The 17,973-nt window shown below is 49.0% G+C and carries 21 protein-coding genes and 2 riboswitches; of the genes, 3 read left to right on the plus strand and 18 right to left on the minus strand.

Going from position 1 to position 17,973, the window contains the following annotated elements:
• A partial coding sequence (locus BLR65_RS30235; RefSeq protein ID WP_176772815.1) for a transposase occupies positions 1–271 on the plus strand: 271 nt, incomplete at its 5' end.
• Here the strand turns inward: BLR65_RS30235 and BLR65_RS26900 are convergent.
• The 5 genes from BLR65_RS26900 to BLR65_RS26920 all read right to left on the minus strand — a co-directional run bounded on the left by BLR65_RS26900 (position 249) and on the right by BLR65_RS26920 (position 7,529).
• On the minus strand, positions 249–1,568 hold the full coding sequence (locus BLR65_RS26900) for a (2Fe-2S) ferredoxin domain-containing protein (protein ID WP_093797626.1): 1,320 nt from the start codon (positions 1,566–1,568) through the stop codon (positions 249–251). The two genes, BLR65_RS30235 and BLR65_RS26900, sit on opposite strands and share 23 nt — an antisense overlap.
• The gene (locus tag BLR65_RS26905) at positions 1,565–2,026 is read right to left on the minus strand and encodes an NADH-quinone oxidoreductase subunit NuoE family protein (protein ID WP_093797628.1); all 462 of its coding nucleotides are present in this window, start codon (positions 2,024–2,026) and stop codon (positions 1,565–1,567) included. The genes BLR65_RS26900 and BLR65_RS26905 overlap by 4 nt, the downstream gene beginning before the upstream one ends.
• A gap of 126 nt (positions 2,027–2,152) precedes the next feature.
• Positions 2,153–2,488, minus strand: a complete 336-nt coding sequence (locus BLR65_RS26910) for a 4Fe-4S dicluster domain-containing protein (protein WP_093797631.1) — start codon at positions 2,486–2,488, stop codon at positions 2,153–2,155.
• An 18-nt stretch (positions 2,489–2,506) separates the two neighbouring features.
• Positions 2,507–4,723, minus strand: coding sequence for a molybdopterin-dependent oxidoreductase (locus BLR65_RS26915; protein WP_093797633.1), 2,217 nt, complete (start codon positions 4,721–4,723; stop codon positions 2,507–2,509).
• Positions 4,724–5,567: 844 nt separating this feature from the next.
• The gene (locus BLR65_RS26920; RefSeq protein WP_245693082.1) at positions 5,568–7,529 is read right to left on the minus strand and encodes an LTA synthase family protein; all 1,962 of its coding nucleotides are present in this window, start codon (positions 7,527–7,529) and stop codon (positions 5,568–5,570) included.
• Positions 7,530–7,954: 425 nt separating this feature from the next.
• Between BLR65_RS26920 and BLR65_RS26925 the strand changes: the two genes are divergently transcribed.
• Positions 7,955–8,560 (plus strand): cyclodeaminase/cyclohydrolase family protein, encoded by a 606-nt coding sequence (locus BLR65_RS26925; RefSeq protein WP_093797635.1) that lies wholly within the window; start codon positions 7,955–7,957, stop codon positions 8,558–8,560.
• 279 nt (positions 8,561–8,839) lie between these two features.
• Here the strand turns inward: BLR65_RS26925 and BLR65_RS26930 are convergent, their stop codons facing one another.
• On the minus strand, positions 8,840–9,346 hold the full coding sequence (locus tag BLR65_RS26930) for a class I SAM-dependent methyltransferase (protein WP_093797637.1): 507 nt from the start codon (positions 9,344–9,346) through the stop codon (positions 8,840–8,842).
• A gap of 60 nt (positions 9,347–9,406) precedes the next feature.
• On the opposite strand from BLR65_RS26930, the gene BLR65_RS26935 reads away from it, so the two are divergent.
• The gene (locus BLR65_RS26935) at positions 9,407–10,441 is read left to right on the plus strand and encodes an MFS transporter (protein WP_093797639.1); all 1,035 of its coding nucleotides are present in this window, start codon (positions 9,407–9,409) and stop codon (positions 10,439–10,441) included.
• Here the strand turns inward: BLR65_RS26935 and BLR65_RS26940 are convergent.
• The 12 genes from BLR65_RS26940 to BLR65_RS26995 form a co-directional block, all read right to left on the minus strand.
• Complete coding sequence (locus tag BLR65_RS26940) at positions 10,418–10,681, minus strand: IS1096 element passenger TnpR family protein (RefSeq protein WP_093797641.1); 264 nt, start codon at positions 10,679–10,681, stop codon at positions 10,418–10,420. The two genes, BLR65_RS26935 and BLR65_RS26940, sit on opposite strands and share 24 nt — an antisense overlap.
• Before the next feature lie 383 nt (positions 10,682–11,064).
• A complete protein-coding gene (locus BLR65_RS26945) occupies positions 11,065–12,207 on the minus strand; it encodes an MFS transporter (protein ID WP_093797643.1) in 1,143 nt (380 codons plus the stop codon).
• Between the two features lie 35 nt (positions 12,208–12,242).
• Positions 12,243–12,716, minus strand: coding sequence for an HAD family hydrolase (locus BLR65_RS26950; protein ID WP_093797645.1), 474 nt, complete (start codon positions 12,714–12,716; stop codon positions 12,243–12,245).
• Positions 12,717–12,753: 37 nt separating this feature from the next.
• Positions 12,754–13,128, minus strand: coding sequence for a fluoride efflux transporter CrcB (gene crcB, locus BLR65_RS26955; RefSeq protein WP_093797647.1), 375 nt, complete (start codon positions 13,126–13,128; stop codon positions 12,754–12,756).
• Between the two features lie 37 nt (positions 13,129–13,165).
• Positions 13,166–13,513 carry a DUF190 domain-containing protein gene (locus tag BLR65_RS26960; RefSeq protein ID WP_093797649.1) on the minus strand — a complete coding sequence of 116 codons (348 nt, stop codon included), beginning with the start codon at positions 13,511–13,513 and terminating at the stop codon, positions 13,166–13,168.
• A gap of 47 nt (positions 13,514–13,560) precedes the next feature.
• Positions 13,561–13,782: a hypothetical protein gene (locus BLR65_RS26965; RefSeq protein ID WP_093797651.1), complete on the minus strand. Its 222-nt coding sequence runs from the start codon at positions 13,780–13,782 to the stop codon at positions 13,561–13,563.
• A complete protein-coding gene (locus tag BLR65_RS26970; RefSeq protein WP_093797653.1) occupies positions 13,751–13,981 on the minus strand; it encodes a hypothetical protein in 231 nt (76 codons plus the stop codon). Before BLR65_RS26970 ends, BLR65_RS26965 begins: the two co-directional genes overlap by 32 nt.
• 53 nt (positions 13,982–14,034) lie before the next feature.
• A complete protein-coding gene (locus BLR65_RS26975) occupies positions 14,035–14,250 on the minus strand; it encodes a hypothetical protein (RefSeq protein ID WP_143122668.1) in 216 nt (71 codons plus the stop codon).
• Between the two features lie 19 nt (positions 14,251–14,269).
• The gene (locus tag BLR65_RS26980; RefSeq protein ID WP_093797657.1) at positions 14,270–14,692 is read right to left on the minus strand and encodes a universal stress protein; all 423 of its coding nucleotides are present in this window, start codon (positions 14,690–14,692) and stop codon (positions 14,270–14,272) included.
• A 1-nt stretch (position 14,693) separates the two neighbouring features.
• The gene (locus tag BLR65_RS26985) at positions 14,694–15,869 is read right to left on the minus strand and encodes a cation:proton antiporter (RefSeq protein WP_093797659.1); all 1,176 of its coding nucleotides are present in this window, start codon (positions 15,867–15,869) and stop codon (positions 14,694–14,696) included.
• Positions 15,870–15,917: 48 nt separating this feature from the next.
• Positions 15,918–15,982, minus strand: a riboswitch (Fluoride riboswitch).
• A gap of 39 nt (positions 15,983–16,021) precedes the next feature.
• Positions 16,022–17,302, minus strand: coding sequence for a phosphopyruvate hydratase (gene eno, locus BLR65_RS26990; protein WP_093797661.1), 1,281 nt, complete (start codon positions 17,300–17,302; stop codon positions 16,022–16,024).
• A 222-nt stretch (positions 17,303–17,524) separates the two neighbouring features.
• Positions 17,525–17,587, minus strand: a riboswitch (Fluoride riboswitch).
• 69 nt (positions 17,588–17,656) lie between these two features.
• Positions 17,657–17,973 (minus strand): ISAs1 family transposase (locus BLR65_RS26995; RefSeq protein ID WP_143122669.1); only part of this gene is annotated, 317 nt, incomplete at its 5' end.

The raw sequence follows: 17,973 nt of genomic DNA on the forward strand, positions 1-17,973 counted from the left end.
CACTATCGAAGAAATTGCCCAAGCTTCCCGGTCGCACTGGGGAATTGAAAATAATTTACACTGGGTGTTGGACGTTGGGTTTCGAGAAGATCAGTGGCAGACGCGAATGAATATCGAGGCGGCAAATTTATCACAATTGAGGAGACTGTCGGCAAATTTGTTGAAGTTAGAATCTGATTATAATGCCTCTATTCAGCGCAAGCGCTATCGTTGCTCGCTAGACCCTGACTATATGGACAAAGTCCTTTTTAATCCCTGCCTTTTTTCATGAACATGCCCTGTTCAATGAACCCTATTCGCTTGACATCGCCGGTCAGACAAAAAATTTTTGTGCCTGGGCTTTTCTCCGTGCCTGCCTCCCGGAAAGCCCCTGCTCCCTGTAAGATAATCCAGGGAACATTCGCCAATGTTTCCACATTATTTACGAGGGTTGGGTGAGTACGCAGCCCCTTAATAGCAGGATATGGCGGACGCTGCCGGGGTTCTCCCCGCTTGTTGTCCATAACCTGCAACAGGGACGTTTCTTCACCACACACAAAAGCGCCACCGCTTTCGACAAGTGTAATTTTCAAACTAAATTTAGACCCCAGAATATTGGGTCCCAGTAAGCCAACCTTGCGGGCAGCAGCAATCGCTTGACGCAAGGACTTGATAGCCAGAGGATACTCATGGCGCACAAAAATATAACCTTGAGACGCTCCCACTGCGTAGGCGGCGATGATTAAGCCTTCCAGTACGCTATGCGGATCGCTTTCCAGGAGCGCTCTATCCATATAGGCACCTGGATCCCCCTCGTCAGCATTCGCCACCACATAACGTATAGGATCCAAACTTCGGGCCGCAACCTGCCATTTTTCTCCCGTTAAAAACCCCGCGCCGCCTCGCCCGCGTAAACCGGCGGCAGTTATTAGTTTCATTATATTCTCGGCTTTTAGCTCGAATAAGGCTTTCTTCAGGGCGAAATAACCATCCATGGCTACATATTCAGCAATACTTTCCGGATCAACCAAGCCACAACGCCCACTTATGCGTCGTACCTGGGGCTTAAAAAATTCTTGAAAACCGGAATTTTTTGTTTGGATTACCTGTAGGTCACGGATACTCCGTACTTCACCAATTTTCCGTTCCTGAGCTACAGCCCATGAGTAGGCGGTCGCAGGCATTCCCTGTGCTGTTTTTATAATGCTCCATAACGCATTGCTATCCACATTCCCATAAAAATAATACATCCCCTCCGCTGTTCTGATGGTAACAAAAGGCTCCGCATAACAAGCCCCCACACAGCCAACCGGATGAACCTTAGCTTTGCCCTCCCAATTGCGGCCGACTAAACTTTGATAGATAGCTGATGCCCCCGCGGCTCTGCCACAGGTAGCCATACCGACAGTTATCCTCGTTTGGGTAGAACAAAGCGTGGCCCTTCCTTCTTCAGCCAATCCCTGCAAAGGAATATGCAAATCATAATTTACGGGTTTATAGGAAGGTAACGCGGGTGCTTTCTGAATACTTTTTATGGTGGAAGCAGACACCTGATAACTCCGCACAGAAGGATACCAATAGCCGCTCATGTTTTTTTCCTCAAGTTTTCAAGAAGAAATGGTACTTGAAAGGATTGCATTTTACTTTTTATTTCCCCGTCTGCCACTACCAGCGGCGCCCGGCTGCAGGCCCCTACACAGTAGACTTGGTCGACAGTAACAAAACCGTCCGCAGAGGTATCCTCATAATCGTCCAGATTTAACTCAGTTTTTAGACGGTCGTAGAGTAACGGCGCTCCCTTGGCATAACAGGCTGTTCCGTAACAGACAGATATTTTGTGCATACCTGCCGGCCGTGTGCGGAAAGAATTAAAAAAGCTCACCAGTCCTTGCAGCTGTGCTTCCGGGATACCCGCCTTATCGGCCAATTCAATTAAAACAGATCGTGGAATAAACCCTTTTTCCGCCTGCACTTGATTAAGAATATTGATCAATTGTTTGTCAATTTCAGGCAGTTTCTCCCATTTATCACCCGCATCGTTAATCATTTGTGCTCCCTCATTCTGTGTCACCACTTATTTTATACATATTAGTCCAAGACGGGCCTCTTACGATAAAGAGACCCGTCTTGGCAATAGCTTATTTAGTCGTAAAAACAGTAAAATGTTCGTTCACTAGAGAGCAAACAATATTTGTCTTTTACTCCGACTATTCATTTTTGCTGTCAATTCTTCCACTTCGCCATACTCGATAACCGAAGCCTGACAATGATGGACGCAGGACGGTTTTTTCCCTGTTGCTACTCTATCGGCACACAAGTCGCAAAGTTGCGTGGGAATCGGTACATACGTGTTTTCCCATTGGTCAGGATTAACTTTCCAAGGTCCGTTATGTGCTAACTGGATACCGTGTTGGCCGTGAGGAAGCTGTTTTTCCATTTTGCAGGCTACCTCACAGCTGTGACAGCCAGTACAGTATTCATAATCAATTAATAAACCCTTACGCGACATTTTTCTACACCTCCGAAATTAAGCTTTATAGATCTTACAGATCGTGTTCTTTAATGGTGCGCCGTAGCCTGTCGGACCGGTAGTGCATTGCGTTGTCAGGACATTAATATTGGATTCAAACGCACCATAAAGTGTCGGTTCGGCGGCTTCTTTTTCCGGGAACCACCAGGCATGTTCGCCATGAACAACTCTGGGATCAATCCCAGGATCAAGTCTGGCAACTTGTTTTACTCTCCCATTCTTGTTTTCGATCCAGACCCAGTCGCCCTCATTAATTCCAAGCTTAGCGGCAGTCTCGGGATTAAGCGTCAGTCTAGGATTGGGGTGGAATTCGCGTAAAGTTCCGCTCTGGCGATGTTCGGAATGGAAGAATTCCCAAGGCCTGCTGCCGGAAGTCAGAATCAAAGGATATTCTTTCATCAATTCCGGCGTAGAAATTGGACTATAGGGCGGTTCTTCGTGGTAAGGCAGCGGGTCCAAACCCCAGTCATCGAAGCACTCTTGGTAAAGGTTGACCATACCGGTATCGGTGTTAAAGCCCGGTTGTCCATCTTCGCGCAAGAGGCCTTTTTCATATTTCTTATAATGGACTTCGGGCCAAATCATAACTTTAGATTCTAGTTCTTTGAAGGTAATCCCCGCAGGTTCCAGTGCGAAATCAATCATCTCTTCGACGTTTTTCCAGGGGAATTTTTCCGGATTTAGACGCTTCCCAAGTTCTAAGGCAATTTCTTCGTCAGTTTTACATTCTTCATATTGAGTAACCTTCGAGATGGAACGCAGAGGAGTCCACCAGGTTCTCAAAGAATCGCGCTCCACGTTCATGGCAGCAGGCAATACTAAGTCAGCAAAAGCAACTGCACTTGGGGTCAATACCGGATCGACACACACATTAAATGGCACTTTCTTCAAGGCAGCATAAACGCGCTTCGCTTCTGCACCACAGCATGCAAAGGTGTTGGTAGATTCCATCCAGTACATTTGGATTGGATAGGGCCTACCTGTTTCAATTGTCTCTAAGATTGAATCTCCACGGGCCGTAGCACAAAGGCCATACTTAAACAATGGATATTCCTGAACACCAAGACGTTTTTGCCGCATTTCTTCCGGCATTTCGGCCCAACCCCAGTCAGAAGCTACATGGGCAATCTTAGATACGCCAAAGGCTGGACGAATAATATGCTGACCACCGGGAACATCAAGGTTGCCGGTAATAGCGACCATGGCGCAAATGGAATTAGCCACAGAGACGCCCGCAACCTGCGTATCAACTGCCAATCCCCACTGAACCGAGGCCGGTTTTGCGTTAGCAAACAAACGTGCCGCAGCGGCGATCTTTTCCTTAGGAACCCAAGTAATATTTTCTACTTTTTGCAGGTCATATTCCGCAGCCCGCGCAACTAATTTATCAAAACCGTAGGTCCATTTATCTACAAATTCTTTATCATAAAGGCCTTCGCTAATCATGACATTGAGCATTGCCAAACCAAGAGCGGCATCCGAACCGGGACGTAGCTGCAGCCAAACATCAGCCTTAGAAGCCAGCCAGGTGAGGTACGGATCGACAACAATCAGCTTGGTGCCACGTTTCATCATATCAACAATCCAATGGCCCAGGAAGCCATCGCCATTACTAATGAGCGGGTTGTTGCCCCAGATCATAACGACCTCGGGAAGTTTCCATTCAGGATTGTCATAGCGACGTTCGTCCAACTGCGAAGCATCAATGATAAAGAAATCGCCGATCATTGTTCCCATGGCTGCCGCCCGGGGAAGATAGCAGGAGTCGCCCGGTAAAAAGCCCATAGAAAAGTTTGGACTTTTAAATCCATCATAGGTTAGTTTGGGTACAATTGACCAAGTGTTACGACCTGTTCCGATGGCAGTAACAATCGACTCCGGCCCATAATCTTTCCAGATGGTACGTACTTTATCTTCAATGAGATTAAATGCTTCGTCCCAGGTAATCCGCGTCCATTTATTTTCGCCGCGTTCCCCGGCCCGCTTCATCGGCCATTTTACACGGTTAGGATCATTAACCAGTTCCGGTGATGCTAAACAACGCATACAAAGTCTGCCGAAATTATATTTACTTTCGGGATCGCCTTCAACTTTAACCAATTTATTACCCTTTGTGTAGTAAAGCACTGAACAACCATCATGGCAGCCCGGTGCAGTCCACTGGCAGGTACGTGTTACTGTGTACTCGCCCTCTTTCCATTGAACTTTGGACATAGTGATTCCTCCCTCTAATTTTTACATAACACTAGAGAACTTGACTACTAATTTAAATCTAATTACGCCTCCCATCTTATTGCTTTATAACATTTGTGCCACCTTGTATTTCTACTTGGAATGATGGTTAATTACACTACAGTAGCACAATTGTTTACCTAAAACTTTCTCTTACGGAGTTGACATTCGGCAATTTCGTATGCTTTGTTCACTGACATATACCGGCCCAAGCCTATTTAGCCGTTTCTTTTCCCCCTGTTGTACTTCCGTTTTCTGCAGGCATGTCTGCTCCGCATTTCTTACATTTCTTTAACGTTGGCGGATTAAAACATCCGCATGAAGGGCATTTTACAGCTTTTGCTGCTCCTGGTGGTCTAAAACACATATTCTATCTCCTCCTTTCTCACATCTTAATTAATGCATTATTCATGCCAAATAACGAAGCCCTCATTTTCCTTTAACATGCTGTTCTAAAAATAAGTCGTTTCCCATAATACACCTACTGCGGCTAAATTTGGAAAAATGCAGAGTCAAAATTAGTCTCTAGTCTTCTCTAATTTTAAGTCATATTTTAGTATAAAAGGAGGTTCGCCTCCCTTAACAAAAAATCGCTTAGACAACGTCTAAGCGAACATAAACACACTTATAAAAAATTCTCAAAACCCGCACAACATCTTTAAAGCGCCTCCGCCTCTCGCCCCATATTATCTCCTGGTTGTATATATGGCTGCATCATTACTTTCTCTTGGTCAAAACGGTGTGAATTAGCTTATAGGCTGATCTATGGTCAACATTGGCGCAATCTTCCGAAAGTGCAACAATCAGCATAAATATTGATAATATATTATTGTCGATTTGCTGCCATGTCTTCATCCAGTATTGGGCCATACTTTGGTCGCCACCAAGAAATACTTCGGATCGCATTAATATAATCCTGCAAAGCCGTATCGTTCAACGCTGGCATAGCATTGCCGATGGGTTCCGGGACGAAATGACTTACATCAGCCTTGCCGATGTAGTCATGCGTGATCCAAAAACCGTAGTTAACACCCTGCTTATTGCCATTTGTCAAGCTCGTCCCGAGTGAATAATATATAAAATCCTTCGGTGCAATCATTTCCAATAAGGTCGGCACAACATCAATCTGACTGCCGGCCGCATCCTGTGGCAACATGCCTTTTTTGACGCTTTTACCCGTCACAATAAATGGTATGCCATAGCGTTCATACATGGATGGTATCTTATCTATATTATACCGGTCTGCATGGTCGCCGATGACAATAAATAAACTCTCTGGATATTTAGCCTTAGCCGCGTGAATAAAGTCGGCCAGCATCTTATCGGCATACCAATAATGACCAAGCTGATTCACCAGGGCTTCATCTTTTTTCGCTTCATCCGGCAAGGCTCGAATCACGATATTTTTATCAAATCCTTCTTTCGCCGTATCCACGGTGAACGGCGAATGATTTGATACGTTGAGTATGACATTAAAACTTGGCTGATCCGAGCTCACGCCTTTGAGCACCGCTTCATAAAGATATTTATCATCACAGCCCCAGACACTGCCTTCGGTTGCATTAGCAAAATCGCCGCGGCTGTAAAAATGTTCATATCCCTGCGCCGTGGTAAAAGCGCCGATGCGTTCCCAAGTCGCCGGGCCAGCATACCAGAAGTTTGTTTGATAGCCAAGTTTTTTTAGCTGTGGTGCACTCGCCGTGGAATACGGTGACACAAAAGCTTCCGGCATGGTCGTAAGATAAAGATTGGCATCAGCAAAACCCGTGACGATTCCCGTCACTGCCGACACTGTACTAGGACCATTCGGCAGAAACGTACTACAGTAATCACTGTCATCCTCGGCAATAATCCCCTTCATGCCATCGGCAATATGCAGATCATTGTATTTTTCTAGCAAGGGCCAATTGGCATAACTTTCGGAAATAATGATAAAGATTTGCTGCGGTTTTGCTACTTGCGGGCCCTGTGCTTTTTTCTGCAAATATTCATCAAGATTATCCGCTGTCGCTTCTTTATAGGTGAGCTGAGCTGCTAAGGAGCGGATCTGCCCTGTATCAAAATTCAGCCCATTGCAGGCCTCCAAGCGGCTATTCATCGTATAGCCGCGCAAAACAGCCTGCACATCATCAAGAATTGCTTCATTTAAAAAGGAATCCTTTGTCACACCTGCATTTTCCCAATCCACTTCGGTAGCCCAACTCAGGCTGCCGCCAAAATTCGCCAGCGTTACACCGAAATAAAGCAACACAAGAAATGCTGCTCGTCCAAACCATTTGGACAAAGGGAAAGCAAATTTCAATTGCAAGAGGCGACAGGCCAGCCATTGACTGAACAACCGATAAAGCAAAAATGCCAGCAAGAATGCCCCGGCCAACCGTATAGGCAGATAGAATTCCTTGACAAGGGAAATGCCTAAGGCATAGACATCATCATTAAATGTATTGAACATGAGCAGGTTAAAGCTCGAATGAAACTGTTTGTAATAAGGGAACCTTGCCACATACAAAATGGACAATATGATAATGGAGACACCATTCAGCAGTTTGCATACAACCGTTTCACGGCGTGGTGCAAAAACATTTGCCAAAGTACTGCCGCTGAGGGAAAATAAGGTCAGCCAGCCAGCACTCTTGCAGCTGATCTTGAGCCCTACCCACAGTGCCGTGCCGATGTCGTCCCAGTCAGCCGCCGGGCTGATGTACTCGTGCATCCAGGCAATAAAAAAAAGTCGAAACAGGCAAAGCATCGCCAAGAAAAAAAGATATACCCTTATTTGCCGCCACATGAATGCATAGAAATTATGCCAGCTGACCACTCGCAAAAAAATCTGTTTCATAAAAACGAAAACTTTCTGAACCACACTAAACCAGTTCGAAAAGACTTCTCACAGCCCCCTTTAAATGTTACTCTCATGGTATATGAAAATACGAGCATAAGAGATAAAACTTTGAAGATTTTTTTGGTTTGCGCTTAAATTAACTGTATCCTCTAAATTTATTTATTATTTTTCGACATTTTTATTGATAATCCTATGTAATGCGATAATAAATTATAAAAACCGAAGTAGCGTACCGGTTTGGCGTATTATACCCATCTCCCTAATTTCGTATAAAAGCGTGATAATAATCACTGAATTATATAGAAATAACTTATATGCTAGAAATATAGAAATTACATCCTCATATATAATTAAAGAAGGTGGATGATAACATGCTGGTAGATTTAAGCGTTAGAGACTTTGCGAAAAAAGTTGCTTCTTCTGAACCGGTAGTGCCCGCTGGTGGTTGTGTTACAGCCTTGTCAGGTGTAATGGGAGTTAGTCTGCTTGAGATGTCGGTAGACTCTGCTTTCAGTCACCCGACTGGCGAAAAGCATGAAGAATTTTTTAGAAAAGCAAAGATACAGTTAGCAAAATTGCATGAAGAATTATTGATGTGTATCGAAAGAGACGCTACGGCATATCATGGTGTACTTAAAGCTTATAAATTGCCTAAAAGCACTCCGGAAGAAATAAAGGAGCGCAGGGAAAAAATTCAAGCCGCGGCTTTATCAGCCATTGAAGTTCCTCTAACAATCTGCGAAACCTGTTTAATGGCATTAGAGCCCGGAATCTCAATGCTACCCATAGTAAAACCCGGGGTACTTGGCGACTTAAAAATAGGTTTACTTGTACTTAAAACCAGTATTGAAGGTTCACTCGCAGCGGCTAGAATTAACTTATCTCTAATTCATGACCATGCAGTCGCTGAGGAGTTTCAAACTAGAATCAATAAAATCCAAACTGGCTTCGAGACGGCGGTAATAAAATTAAGATAGGTTAAAAGTAAAAAAACAGGACCGTAGTGATGCAGTCCTGTTTTTTTATAACAGCTTATCTTAAAATTAGTTGAAGATCTACAGACCAGTGTCAAAATAACAGTGTCTTGCGGTGCTTTCTGGGAATGGCATTTCCGGGTATAGGCACTATAAGCTTTCTGGAAGCACATGCATAGCATGCGATTTTTTGTTTGGAAAGAATCTTGCAATTTCATAATTTTTAAGCTTCTATCTTCCTGGCAATGACATAATTCACTGCATGGCGATGCGGGACTCCCGCTATCCAATCATATCGGCATGGAAAACATGAACGGCATAACCCGACAACTGGCTATACTGTTTAATTTTTTCTGCACCTGGCGCAGAAATCTCCAATGCATCCACTTGAAAACCGCATTTGGCAAAATAGATAGCATTCCGGCCTTCACCGCTGCCAATGTCCAGTAAACGTTTATTCGCTGTGTCGCCCTGTAAAATGTCCGCAATTTGCTCGGCAAGCTCCGAAGGCTGTATTCCCCAATAGAATTCCTCTTTCTGATACTCTCCATCATACGGGCCTGCCTTGCCTGCAAGACTTTCTCCTGTCATCAGGTAATCAATGGATACACCGAGCAATCTTGCCAAAGCCGGCAGCAGCAGGGTATCTGGCAAGGCATTGCCCTGCTCCCACTTAGAAATGGCTTGTGGTGTTACATTCAGCAGGGTACTAATTTTTTCTTGTGTATAGCCTTTTTCTTTTCTCAGCGAGGCAATTCGCCGCCCTATTTCATCATAATTATGGTTCATAGTATCTTCCTTTTTGAGATGTTCAGTACTGACAATCTCATTGTAAGCTAATCGCAATTTATAAGTCTAACGAACTATGGTTGCAAGTGTTCCTACTGGCAGGTAATCGATGGCAGACTGTTACAGGCAGCTGGCGCGTCAGCCATTTCCCCTCTTTCCTATGCGCTTGCAACCGTATATTTTGGTCCGGAAAACAGAGGGCAAGCTCTTGGCGCGCTGTCCGCCGCCATTGCTTTTGCATCCGGTTTCGGACCTGTATTTGGCGGATTTATCGAGCAATACGCCGGCTGGCATGCCTTGTTTCTGGTATCGGGTTCAAGCTTTTTGCTTGTCCCTCTTATCCTCAAATACGTTCCAGACCTAGAACACACTCAAGGGTCCTTCGATATTTTCGGAGCAGTTCTGTTCTCGGCAGGATTGGCTTGCATACTGTTAGGCGTAACGATGCATTGGCTATACCTTTTTATCGGCACTGCACTGCTTGCATGGTTTGACATTCATATCCGCAAAACATCCCAGCCTTTTATACAAGCATCATTCCTAAGAAATGGTCCTTTCCTGCGAATCTTGTGGATAGGCTTTCTTACTTTTGTATGTAACACTGGATTATTCTTTCTCCTGCCATTAGTAATGAAGCACACTTTTCACTTGCCATCGAGTACAATTGGCATACTTATATTGCCAGGTGCTGCTGTTGCTGCAATGCTCGGATCTTCTATTGGCCGCTGGACCGATCATTATGGGAGTTCGTGGATTCTTAAAATTTCTCAATACTCCCTTGTCAGCGGATTTATTCTTCTGGGTTTGTTTATTAACCTGCCGCCGTGGGTCGATGCCCTTGTAGTCATTATTCTTATGCTTGCGTTTAATGGCCTGTTGACTGCCAGTGGAAATTTAGTATCAACAACGCTGTCTGTAGCAGAGCTTGGTATAGGCATGGGTATTTTTACACTATTTTATCTTCTGGGCGGAGCCTTCGGCCCTGCGTTAGCCGGACGGCTAATCGACTTGAATATCCCTTTTTCCATCATTTATTATATCTTTGCTATGCTAGGAGTTTTATCTTACTGGTTAATCCCAGAAACAAAAAGCTGAAGAACTTCCGATTTTAATTTTATCTGCATACGGTCCCTCGTCATTGTATGGATTCCAATAAGCCTCTCCTTGCCATAGCTTTCCTTGCATAAAAAATGCGTATAAATGGTCATCATCAAACTCATAGGCGTCTAGTATTACTTTATGTAAATCATGCAAGGTATGTCTGGAAGATAGCTGAATGCGCCACCAAATTCCTCTCTTTAAAAGTACTTTAACAACATATATCATTTCACTCATATTTTCACCCTTTCCACTCTGAAAACAAACAACCGTTTACCTTACAGTATTTGACCTCAATCTTATTAATCCTCCTGGGAAACAATTCAGTAAATTTTCTGGAGATACTGCAATTGAGGCCGGATTTACCCGAAAGAGACCGTCCGTATTTCTGGCGCTGGCATCCTAACCTAATGAACGTCAGGGAAAAGTCAGCGAGAAAAACTTAGCTAAAACGCGGCTGATACTCACAGCACAGCCTGCGAGACTAATATCAGCGGCAATGGACGGATGGTTATAAAAAGGCATGCAAATGATTGCAAACTATCCGCTACGGAGCGGCCCTCCTGCCGCCATATACAAAACCCAGGCTGCCGTCACGCAGCCTGGGTTTCCTTCATCCCTTATTGTCTCAACCCCAGCCATATTGCCCCTGCGGCCAACAGCCCCGTAACGCCGCCGAACCAGAAAGGCGCGGCCGCGCCGAAGGCATCCCAGAGAAAGCCGGCAATGACCGAAGCCGGTAACAGCGCTGCGCCCACCACCAGCGCATGCAGGCCGTAGACCGAGGCCTTTTGGCTGCCGGGCGCAATATCGGCCAGCAATGCCTTCTCAACCCCTTCGGTCAGGCCGGTATACAGGCCGTAGATGCCGAACAGGACAATCAGCGCCCCGGCGCTTTGGGCCAGTGCAAAACCCAGGTACACCAGGCCATACACCAGATAGCCGGCGACCAGCAAGGCCCGCCGCCCCACCCGGTCGGACAGGAGCCCGGCGGGGTAAGAAATCAGCAAGTAGGTCACATTCATCAGCAAATACAGCAAAATAACCTGCGCGGCGTCAAAGCCGACCGTGCCGGCCCGCACCAACAAAAACTGGTTGGAAGAGTTGCCCAGGTTGAACAGGAAACTGACAATAATAAAATATTTGAGCCGGCTGTCCAGCTCCCGCCAGGAAAAAGTCAGTTTCTTGGCCGTCTGCACCGTGCTTTTCCCGGCGTCGCTCACCAGGAATAACAACAGTACGCCAATTACGGCGGGAATGACCGACAGCCAAAAGACGGTAATATAATGGCCATTATACCGCGTAAACAACCAATAGGCCAAGCCAATGCCGATAACCGCGCCGGCGGTGTCCATGGCCCGGTGCAGGCCAAAGGCTTTGCCGCGGGTCTGGTCGTCGCAGGCGTCAGCAATCAGCGCATCGCGCGGCGCGGTGCGGATGCCCTTGCCAAACCGGTCGCTGACCCGCGCCCATAAAATTCCCGTCCAGCTGGTGGCCACCACAAACAGCACCTTCCCCACTGCCGATAGACCGTAGCCGGCAATGGCCAGCGGCTTGCGCTTCTCCAGCCGGTCGGCCAGCCGCCCGGAGCCGATTTTGAGCAGACTGGCCAGGCTTTCGGCAATGCCTTCGATGATGCCCAGCGCAGCGGGCGACGCCCCCAAAACGGCGGTCAAATACAGCGGCACCAGCGGATAAATCATTTCACTGGATATATCGGTAAACAGACTCACTAGCCCTAACAAAATAATATTCTTATGCATATGCTACTCCATCCTCTTCTGCCCGTTAACCCACATCAGGTCCTTAAGGTCGCAATCAGCCGCTTGGGCTGTAATAATAGCCGGATGGCGTCCGCCGGCGACCGCACCACGATGTTGGCCGCCGCCAGCACGCCGGAGCTAGCCCCTTCCGGGCCCAGCACGCAGATTTTCAGCCCGGCAATGAAAAACATCGGCTGGTCGTTGACACCGTTGCCGATGACCACGGTCTGCTCGGCGCCCCATTCCTGGACGCGCCGGGCTTTTTCCGTGCCGTCCTGCTCCGCCGCTAATACCATCAGCTCCACCCCCGGCACGGCTGCCAGCTCCTGGCGCGCCAGGCCGAAGGTATCCGCCGTAATCACCGCCACGTGCGTCTTGGCCGCCAGTTCGGCCAGCAGCTGCCGCACCTCGTCGGCCATGCGCCCGTCCTCGGCCAACGTCCCGTTATAATCAAACACAACATGGCGGAATTCATACTGTCTGCCATTGGGCAACTGTACGGAAATCACTGTCTCCACTCCCCTTTATTTCTAAAATCATTTACTGTTAGAACAGTTTGGCAGCACCCATTCCCAGCCATGTAGCCAAAAAACCGACCAGGACATTGAGCCCGACATTATAAAACGCCCGCATAACATCCGCGTCCTGCAAAAGGCGCAATGTCTCATAACTAAACGACGAAAAGGTGGTCAGCCCGCCCAAAAATCCCACGGCAATTAAAAGCCGCCAGTAAGGGCTGACGCTCAGACGCTCGGTAGTCAGCGTCATAAACAAACCGATGATAAAACACCCCACCACATTGACCAGCAAAGTCCCCAGGGGAAACTCCGTGCCAAACCGCGCCGCCGCCCAATTGGACGTTAGATACCGGGTAGTCGCGCCAATCCCGCCGCCAACCGCTACTAAGATGATTTCCAGCATATCGTTTCACCTCTCTTGCTTCATCTGTTTTCCCTATTTATCGTTTCGGCGGCTTACGTCCGTACTTGATAACCTCCACATCGTCGATGGTGACCATGCCTTCTTCCAGCATGTCATCCAAAAACGGCAGCAATTTGGCAATATATTCCTCGCTGTCGATAATTTCCAGCAAAATAGGCAAATCGCTGGATAAATCGATGATACTGGCCGTATGAATCCGGCTGTTGGCCCCATAGCCGATAATGCCGCGAAACACCGTCGCTCCCGCCATATCCAGCTCTTTGGCCTTTTCCACAATAGCGTGATATAAAGACCGCCGTTTCCAGTGATCGCTTTCCCCGATATAAATCCGTAATCGTTTGGCTTGACTTGCAATTTTGGGCACAGAGATTCCTCCTTCGACTTGGTATACAATCCACATTCACACTCGCGTTACGGCCCTGCCGCCAGACCGGCGCAATAGACCAGTGTGACGGCATGGACAACCAGTTGTAGCAACGTCGCACCGGCTGCCATCACGGCAGCCAGCGCCGCCCGCTCCCGCCAGGCGGCGGGCCGTTTTTTGCCGATCTTCTCCATCAGCCACAGCACCAGAAACACCGCCACGATAAAAAAGCCCCAGTTAAACAGATACTCCAGCGCAATCAACAGCATGCTCTTCCTCCTCAGCCGGCTTAACGGCTTCCAGGCAGTCGCGGCGCTCTAGCGCGGCCAGCAGCGCGTACAATTTGGCCATCTTGGCCATCAGCAGCATTTCCTGCACCGGCTGATACCCATCCTGTCCGCGGAGCAGGTCGCCGCATTCTCCCTCCAGCTCAGCCAAGCAGGCATACACTTTCTCCCATTCCGTCATTTGTCATCCGCTCCCTTGCGCCATCCCTTGACGGCCGGCAACGCAGCCGGTCGTTAGCCCACGATTTTCATCGTATCGGTGCATAGTTGCAATAACGTAAAACCAACCGCCCATCGTGCGGCTAGATCGACCCGCTGTATCCTGGTTTCCTTGTCGCGTCTGCCCGCTTTTTCCAGCATGAGCAGCGCACAGTACACCGTAACGGTGTATAGTAACCCATTCAGCAGATACAGCAGCATGACCAAAACCATCGCTTCACCTCGCTCCATTCATATGAGGCTATACTCGTTATTTCACCACAACCACCGGCACTTTCGCATAGGTAACCACCTTTTGCGCCACACTGCCGATAACCAGGCTTTTAAAGCCGCCCATGCCCCGCGTGCCCGTGACGATAAGGTCGGCCTTGCGGTCGGCGGCATAGCGGATAATACTCTCCGCCGGATGCCCTCGCAAAATTTCCGTCTTAAGAGAAACTCCCTCTGCCTCGCCATAGGCGGCCGCCTGCTCTAAGAGCGGCCGGTACTGTTTTTCTCCGCCCTCGTACCATTCATCCACTTCGTCAATGCTGGAGCTAAACTCGGGCGGCTTGACGACACTGACCACCACTACGTCGCCGCCCAGCTTGGCGGCTAGGCTCACCGCCCAGGCCAGCGCCTTGTGGCTGCCTGCCGAACCGTCATAGGCCACGACCATTTTTTTCACATCCATGCTAATCGGCCTCCCTCTCTTTGATGACCATTGCCGCCATCGCCCGCGGCGGCTCGCTTACCGCCTCCAGCGGGAAAAACCATTTCTGGGCAATCATCGTCGGCACCACGGCGCTCAAAATGACCGTGGCCACCAGCACACTGTACTGGCTGCCGTCAATATATTGGTTGGTCAGTCCATACAACGCCGAGATAGTGCCAAAAGTCAAACCGGTGCTCATTAACAGCGTGGTATAGACGCCGGTGCGCGGCTCATACTGAAACCAGCGGGTGGCCGGCAGCACGCCGATAAATTTGGCCGCCATCTTGACCAGTAAAAAGACCAGAATGGCACCGGACATGGTATAGAGAGCGCTCACCGACACCAGCACCCCGGCCTTGATGAAATAAAACGGCGTAAACACCGCAAACACAATGGCCCGCATCTTGGTCAGCGTTTCTTTATATTGTTTGAAAAACCGGGCCATGGCCATGCCGATAATATAGGCCGGCAGCACTGCCTCGCTGCCGCTGATGACGGCCAAATAGGCCAGGGCTAAGAGCACCAGGAAAATAAACTTGATTTCCGGCTCGCTGACCCGCCCGCCGTACCACTTGAATACCTTAGCAGCCAGCGGCGTGATGGCAAACACGGCCACGATCATGACCGCCGTAAACCAGACGACTTTCAGAGAAAAACCGGTAAATAACAGGCCCAGCGCCAGCACCGTCCCCAGGTCGGTGACAAAGCAGGCCGCCAATATCGCCTGCCCCAAGCGGCTGGCCGACAGGCCGCTTTCCACCATGACGGCATACACCACCGCCACCGATGTGGTGGACAGGGCAATGCCGGCAATCTTGGCCGCATTGCTGTCCCAGCCGAACACATACTTGGCAAACAGCATACCGCCGGCAAACGGCAGCAGAAAGGATAAAAACCCAATGACCAGGCTTTGTTTCAGATTGCCCTTGAGGCTGTCCGGGTCGATCTCGGCCCCGGCCAGAAAGGTCAGCACCACCGCGCCGAAGCCGGCCAGGAACGTGACCCAGGGCGTAATCTCCAGTTGAATGGCGTTGCCGCCGATCACGCCCACGGCAATTTCCATGAGCGCCACCGAAATGCCCAGCCGGATAGACAGCACCGTGGCAATGAGGGCCAACAGCACCCATTGGGCGCCTATGGCAAAGTTTTGTTCCATCTGCGACTCCCTCCTTATTTTCTTATTGGCCTTTGGCCAATCACAACGGGGAAGGTAGGAGTTATTACCGCTGTCACTGCGGGGTTATGGCGAACTCCATCGCCCGGTTTTCGTTGCTGCGCTGTCTGCCAGGAACGCAAGCTGGCCGCTTGCTATTTTCCGGCAAACGGATTTTGAAATACCGCTTTGTCACCCAGTTCGACCTCAATTTCCAGCAAGCGGTTGTACTTGGCAATGCGCTCACTGCGGCAGGCCGAACCGGTCTTGATCTGGCCGCCGCCCATGGCCACGGCAAAGTCGGCCAGGAAAGTGTCCTCCGTCTCGCCGGACCGATGGGAAATGACATAATTCCAGCCGGCCTGGCGGCACAGTTTAATGGCCTCGATGGTCTCAGTCACCGTGCCGATCTGGTTGAGCTTAATAAGGACCGCATTGGTGCTCTTTTCCTCAATGCCGCGGGCAATGAAATTGGTATTGGTCACAAAAATATCGTCGCCCACAATCTGGAGGTAATGGCCTAATGCGGCCGTATGTTCCCGGAATCCCTCCCAGTCGTTTTCCGCCAAGCCGTCCTCCAGGGACACCAGGTAGTACTTTTTCGCCCACGTTTTGTAGAGCGCCGTCATTTCGCTGCTGCTCTTTACGCCTTGGCCGGACTTGGTTAAATGGTACTTTCCATTCTCATAAAACGAACTGGCGGCCGGGTCGAGCGCCAGGGCGATATCCACGCCCGGCACATAGCCGGCCGCCTGGATGGCGGCAATGATCAGCTCGCAGGCCTCCTCGTTGCTCTTTAAGTTGGGCGCAAAGCCGCCTTCATCGCCGACGCTGGTGGCATAACCTGCCTTAGCCAGTATGTTCTTTAACGCATGAAAAGTTTCCACGCCGTACTGCAGCGCCTTGGCAAAAGTCGGCGCGCCAACCGGCATGACCATAAACTCCTGGAAATCCACACTATTGTCGGCATGCTTGCCGCCGTTTAAAATGTTCATCATCGGCACCGGCAGGCGCGCCGCCACTTCGCCGCCCAGATAGGCATACAGCGGCAGTCCCTGGTCAACAGCCGCTGCCCGGGCCACCGCCATGGAAACGCCCAGGATGGCATTGGCTCCCAGATTGGCCTTGGTCGGCGTACCGTCCAGGTCAATGAGCAAGCGGTCAATTTTCTCCTGGTCGCCGGCGTCCTGCCCGCTGAGTTTGGACGCAATGAGTTTATTGACATTGGCTACCGCCTTAAGTACGCCCTTGCCGCCATAGCGGGCCTTGTCACCGTCTCTGAGTTCCAGCGCCTCATTCTCACCGGTGGACGCCCCCGACGGCACCGAAGCCGACGCCCGGACGCCGCTTTCAAGTTCCACGTTCACCCGGATGGTCGGGTTGCCGCGCGAATCCAAAATCTCTAACGCATTTACCTTGACGATCTTACTGGTCATGATGAATTCCTCCTTTGATTTCTTCCAGCTAGTTTATGTACAAAGCTTATTGCTAAGCCGCAGCCGCGCCATAAAGTGAGACTTGATTCAGGTGGAGTTTTAACTCCATCTGAATCTTAGCCGAACTTATCCAGGGACTTAGGCGCCCTTAATTCCCACTTGTAGAAGATGGGAGTCTTAGAGCGCCTTGGTCATCGGATAAAAAAACAGACTCCTACCACCTAAGTGGTAGGAGTCATTACCGTTTGCACGGGGTTCAGGGCGAACTCCATCGCCGCTATTCAAATATGGATTTATTATACCAGCCCGCCGGATTCTGCGTCAATAGCAACCTGCTAACTGGACAGGGCATGTTCATGAAAAAAGGCAGGGATTAAAAAGGACTTTCTCCATATAGTCAGGGTCTAGCGAGCAACGATAGCGCTTGCGCTGAATAGAGGCATTATAATCAGATTCTAACTTCAACAAATTTGCCGACAGTCTCCTCAATTGTGATAAATTTGCCGCCTCGATATTCATTCGCGTCTGCCACTGATCTTCTCGAAACCCAACGTCCAACACCCAGTGTAAATTATTTTCAATTCCCCAGTGCGACCGGGAAGCTTGGGCAATTTCTTCGATAGTGCCTTTCATACTCGTAATATACAAGCGAATTTCTGCCTCTGCTTTTT

Origin of the sequence: Sporomusa acidovorans (genome assembly GCF_900101845.1) — a bacterium.
GTDB classification, from domain to species: Bacteria; Bacillota; Negativicutes; order Sporomusales; family Sporomusaceae; genus Sporomusa; species Sporomusa acidovorans.

Coding starts and splice junctions, on each gene's coding strand:
- BLR65_RS26900 (WP_093797626.1), bottom strand. CDS start 1,568: ATGAGCGGCTATTGGTATCCTTCTGTGCGGAGTTATCAGGTGTCTGCT.
- BLR65_RS26905 (WP_093797628.1), bottom strand. CDS start 2,026: ATGATTAACGATGCGGGTGATAAATGGGAGAAACTGCCTGAAATTGAC.
- BLR65_RS26910 (WP_093797631.1), bottom strand. CDS start 2,488: ATGTCGCGTAAGGGTTTATTAATTGATTATGAATACTGTACTGGCTGT.
- BLR65_RS26915 (WP_093797633.1), bottom strand. CDS start 4,723: ATGTCCAAAGTTCAATGGAAAGAGGGCGAGTACACAGTAACACGTACC.
- BLR65_RS26920 (WP_245693082.1), bottom strand. CDS start 7,529: ATGTGGCGGCAAATAAGGGTATATCTTTTTTTCTTGGCGATGCTTTGC.
- BLR65_RS26925 (WP_093797635.1), top strand. CDS start 7,955: ATGCTGGTAGATTTAAGCGTTAGAGACTTTGCGAAAAAAGTTGCTTCT.
- BLR65_RS26930 (WP_093797637.1), bottom strand. CDS start 9,346: ATGAACCATAATTATGATGAAATAGGGCGGCGAATTGCCTCGCTGAGA.
- BLR65_RS26940 (WP_093797641.1), bottom strand. CDS start 10,681: ATGAGTGAAATGATATATGTTGTTAAAGTACTTTTAAAGAGAGGAATT.
- BLR65_RS26945 (WP_093797643.1), bottom strand. CDS start 12,207: ATGCATAAGAATATTATTTTGTTAGGGCTAGTGAGTCTGTTTACCGAT.
- crcB (WP_093797647.1), bottom strand. CDS start 13,128: ATGCTGGAAATCATCTTAGTAGCGGTTGGCGGCGGGATTGGCGCGACT.
- BLR65_RS26965 (WP_093797651.1), bottom strand. CDS start 13,782: ATGCTGTTGATTGCGCTGGAGTATCTGTTTAACTGGGGCTTTTTTATC.
- BLR65_RS26970 (WP_093797653.1), bottom strand. CDS start 13,981: ATGACGGAATGGGAGAAAGTGTATGCCTGCTTGGCTGAGCTGGAGGGA.
- BLR65_RS26975 (WP_143122668.1), bottom strand. CDS start 14,250: ATGGAGCGAGGTGAAGCGATGGTTTTGGTCATGCTGCTGTATCTGCTG.
- BLR65_RS26980 (WP_093797657.1), bottom strand. CDS start 14,692: ATGGATGTGAAAAAAATGGTCGTGGCCTATGACGGTTCGGCAGGCAGC.
- BLR65_RS26985 (WP_093797659.1), bottom strand. CDS start 15,869: ATGGAACAAAACTTTGCCATAGGCGCCCAATGGGTGCTGTTGGCCCTC.
- eno (WP_093797661.1), bottom strand. CDS start 17,302: ATGACCAGTAAGATCGTCAAGGTAAATGCGTTAGAGATTTTGGATTCG.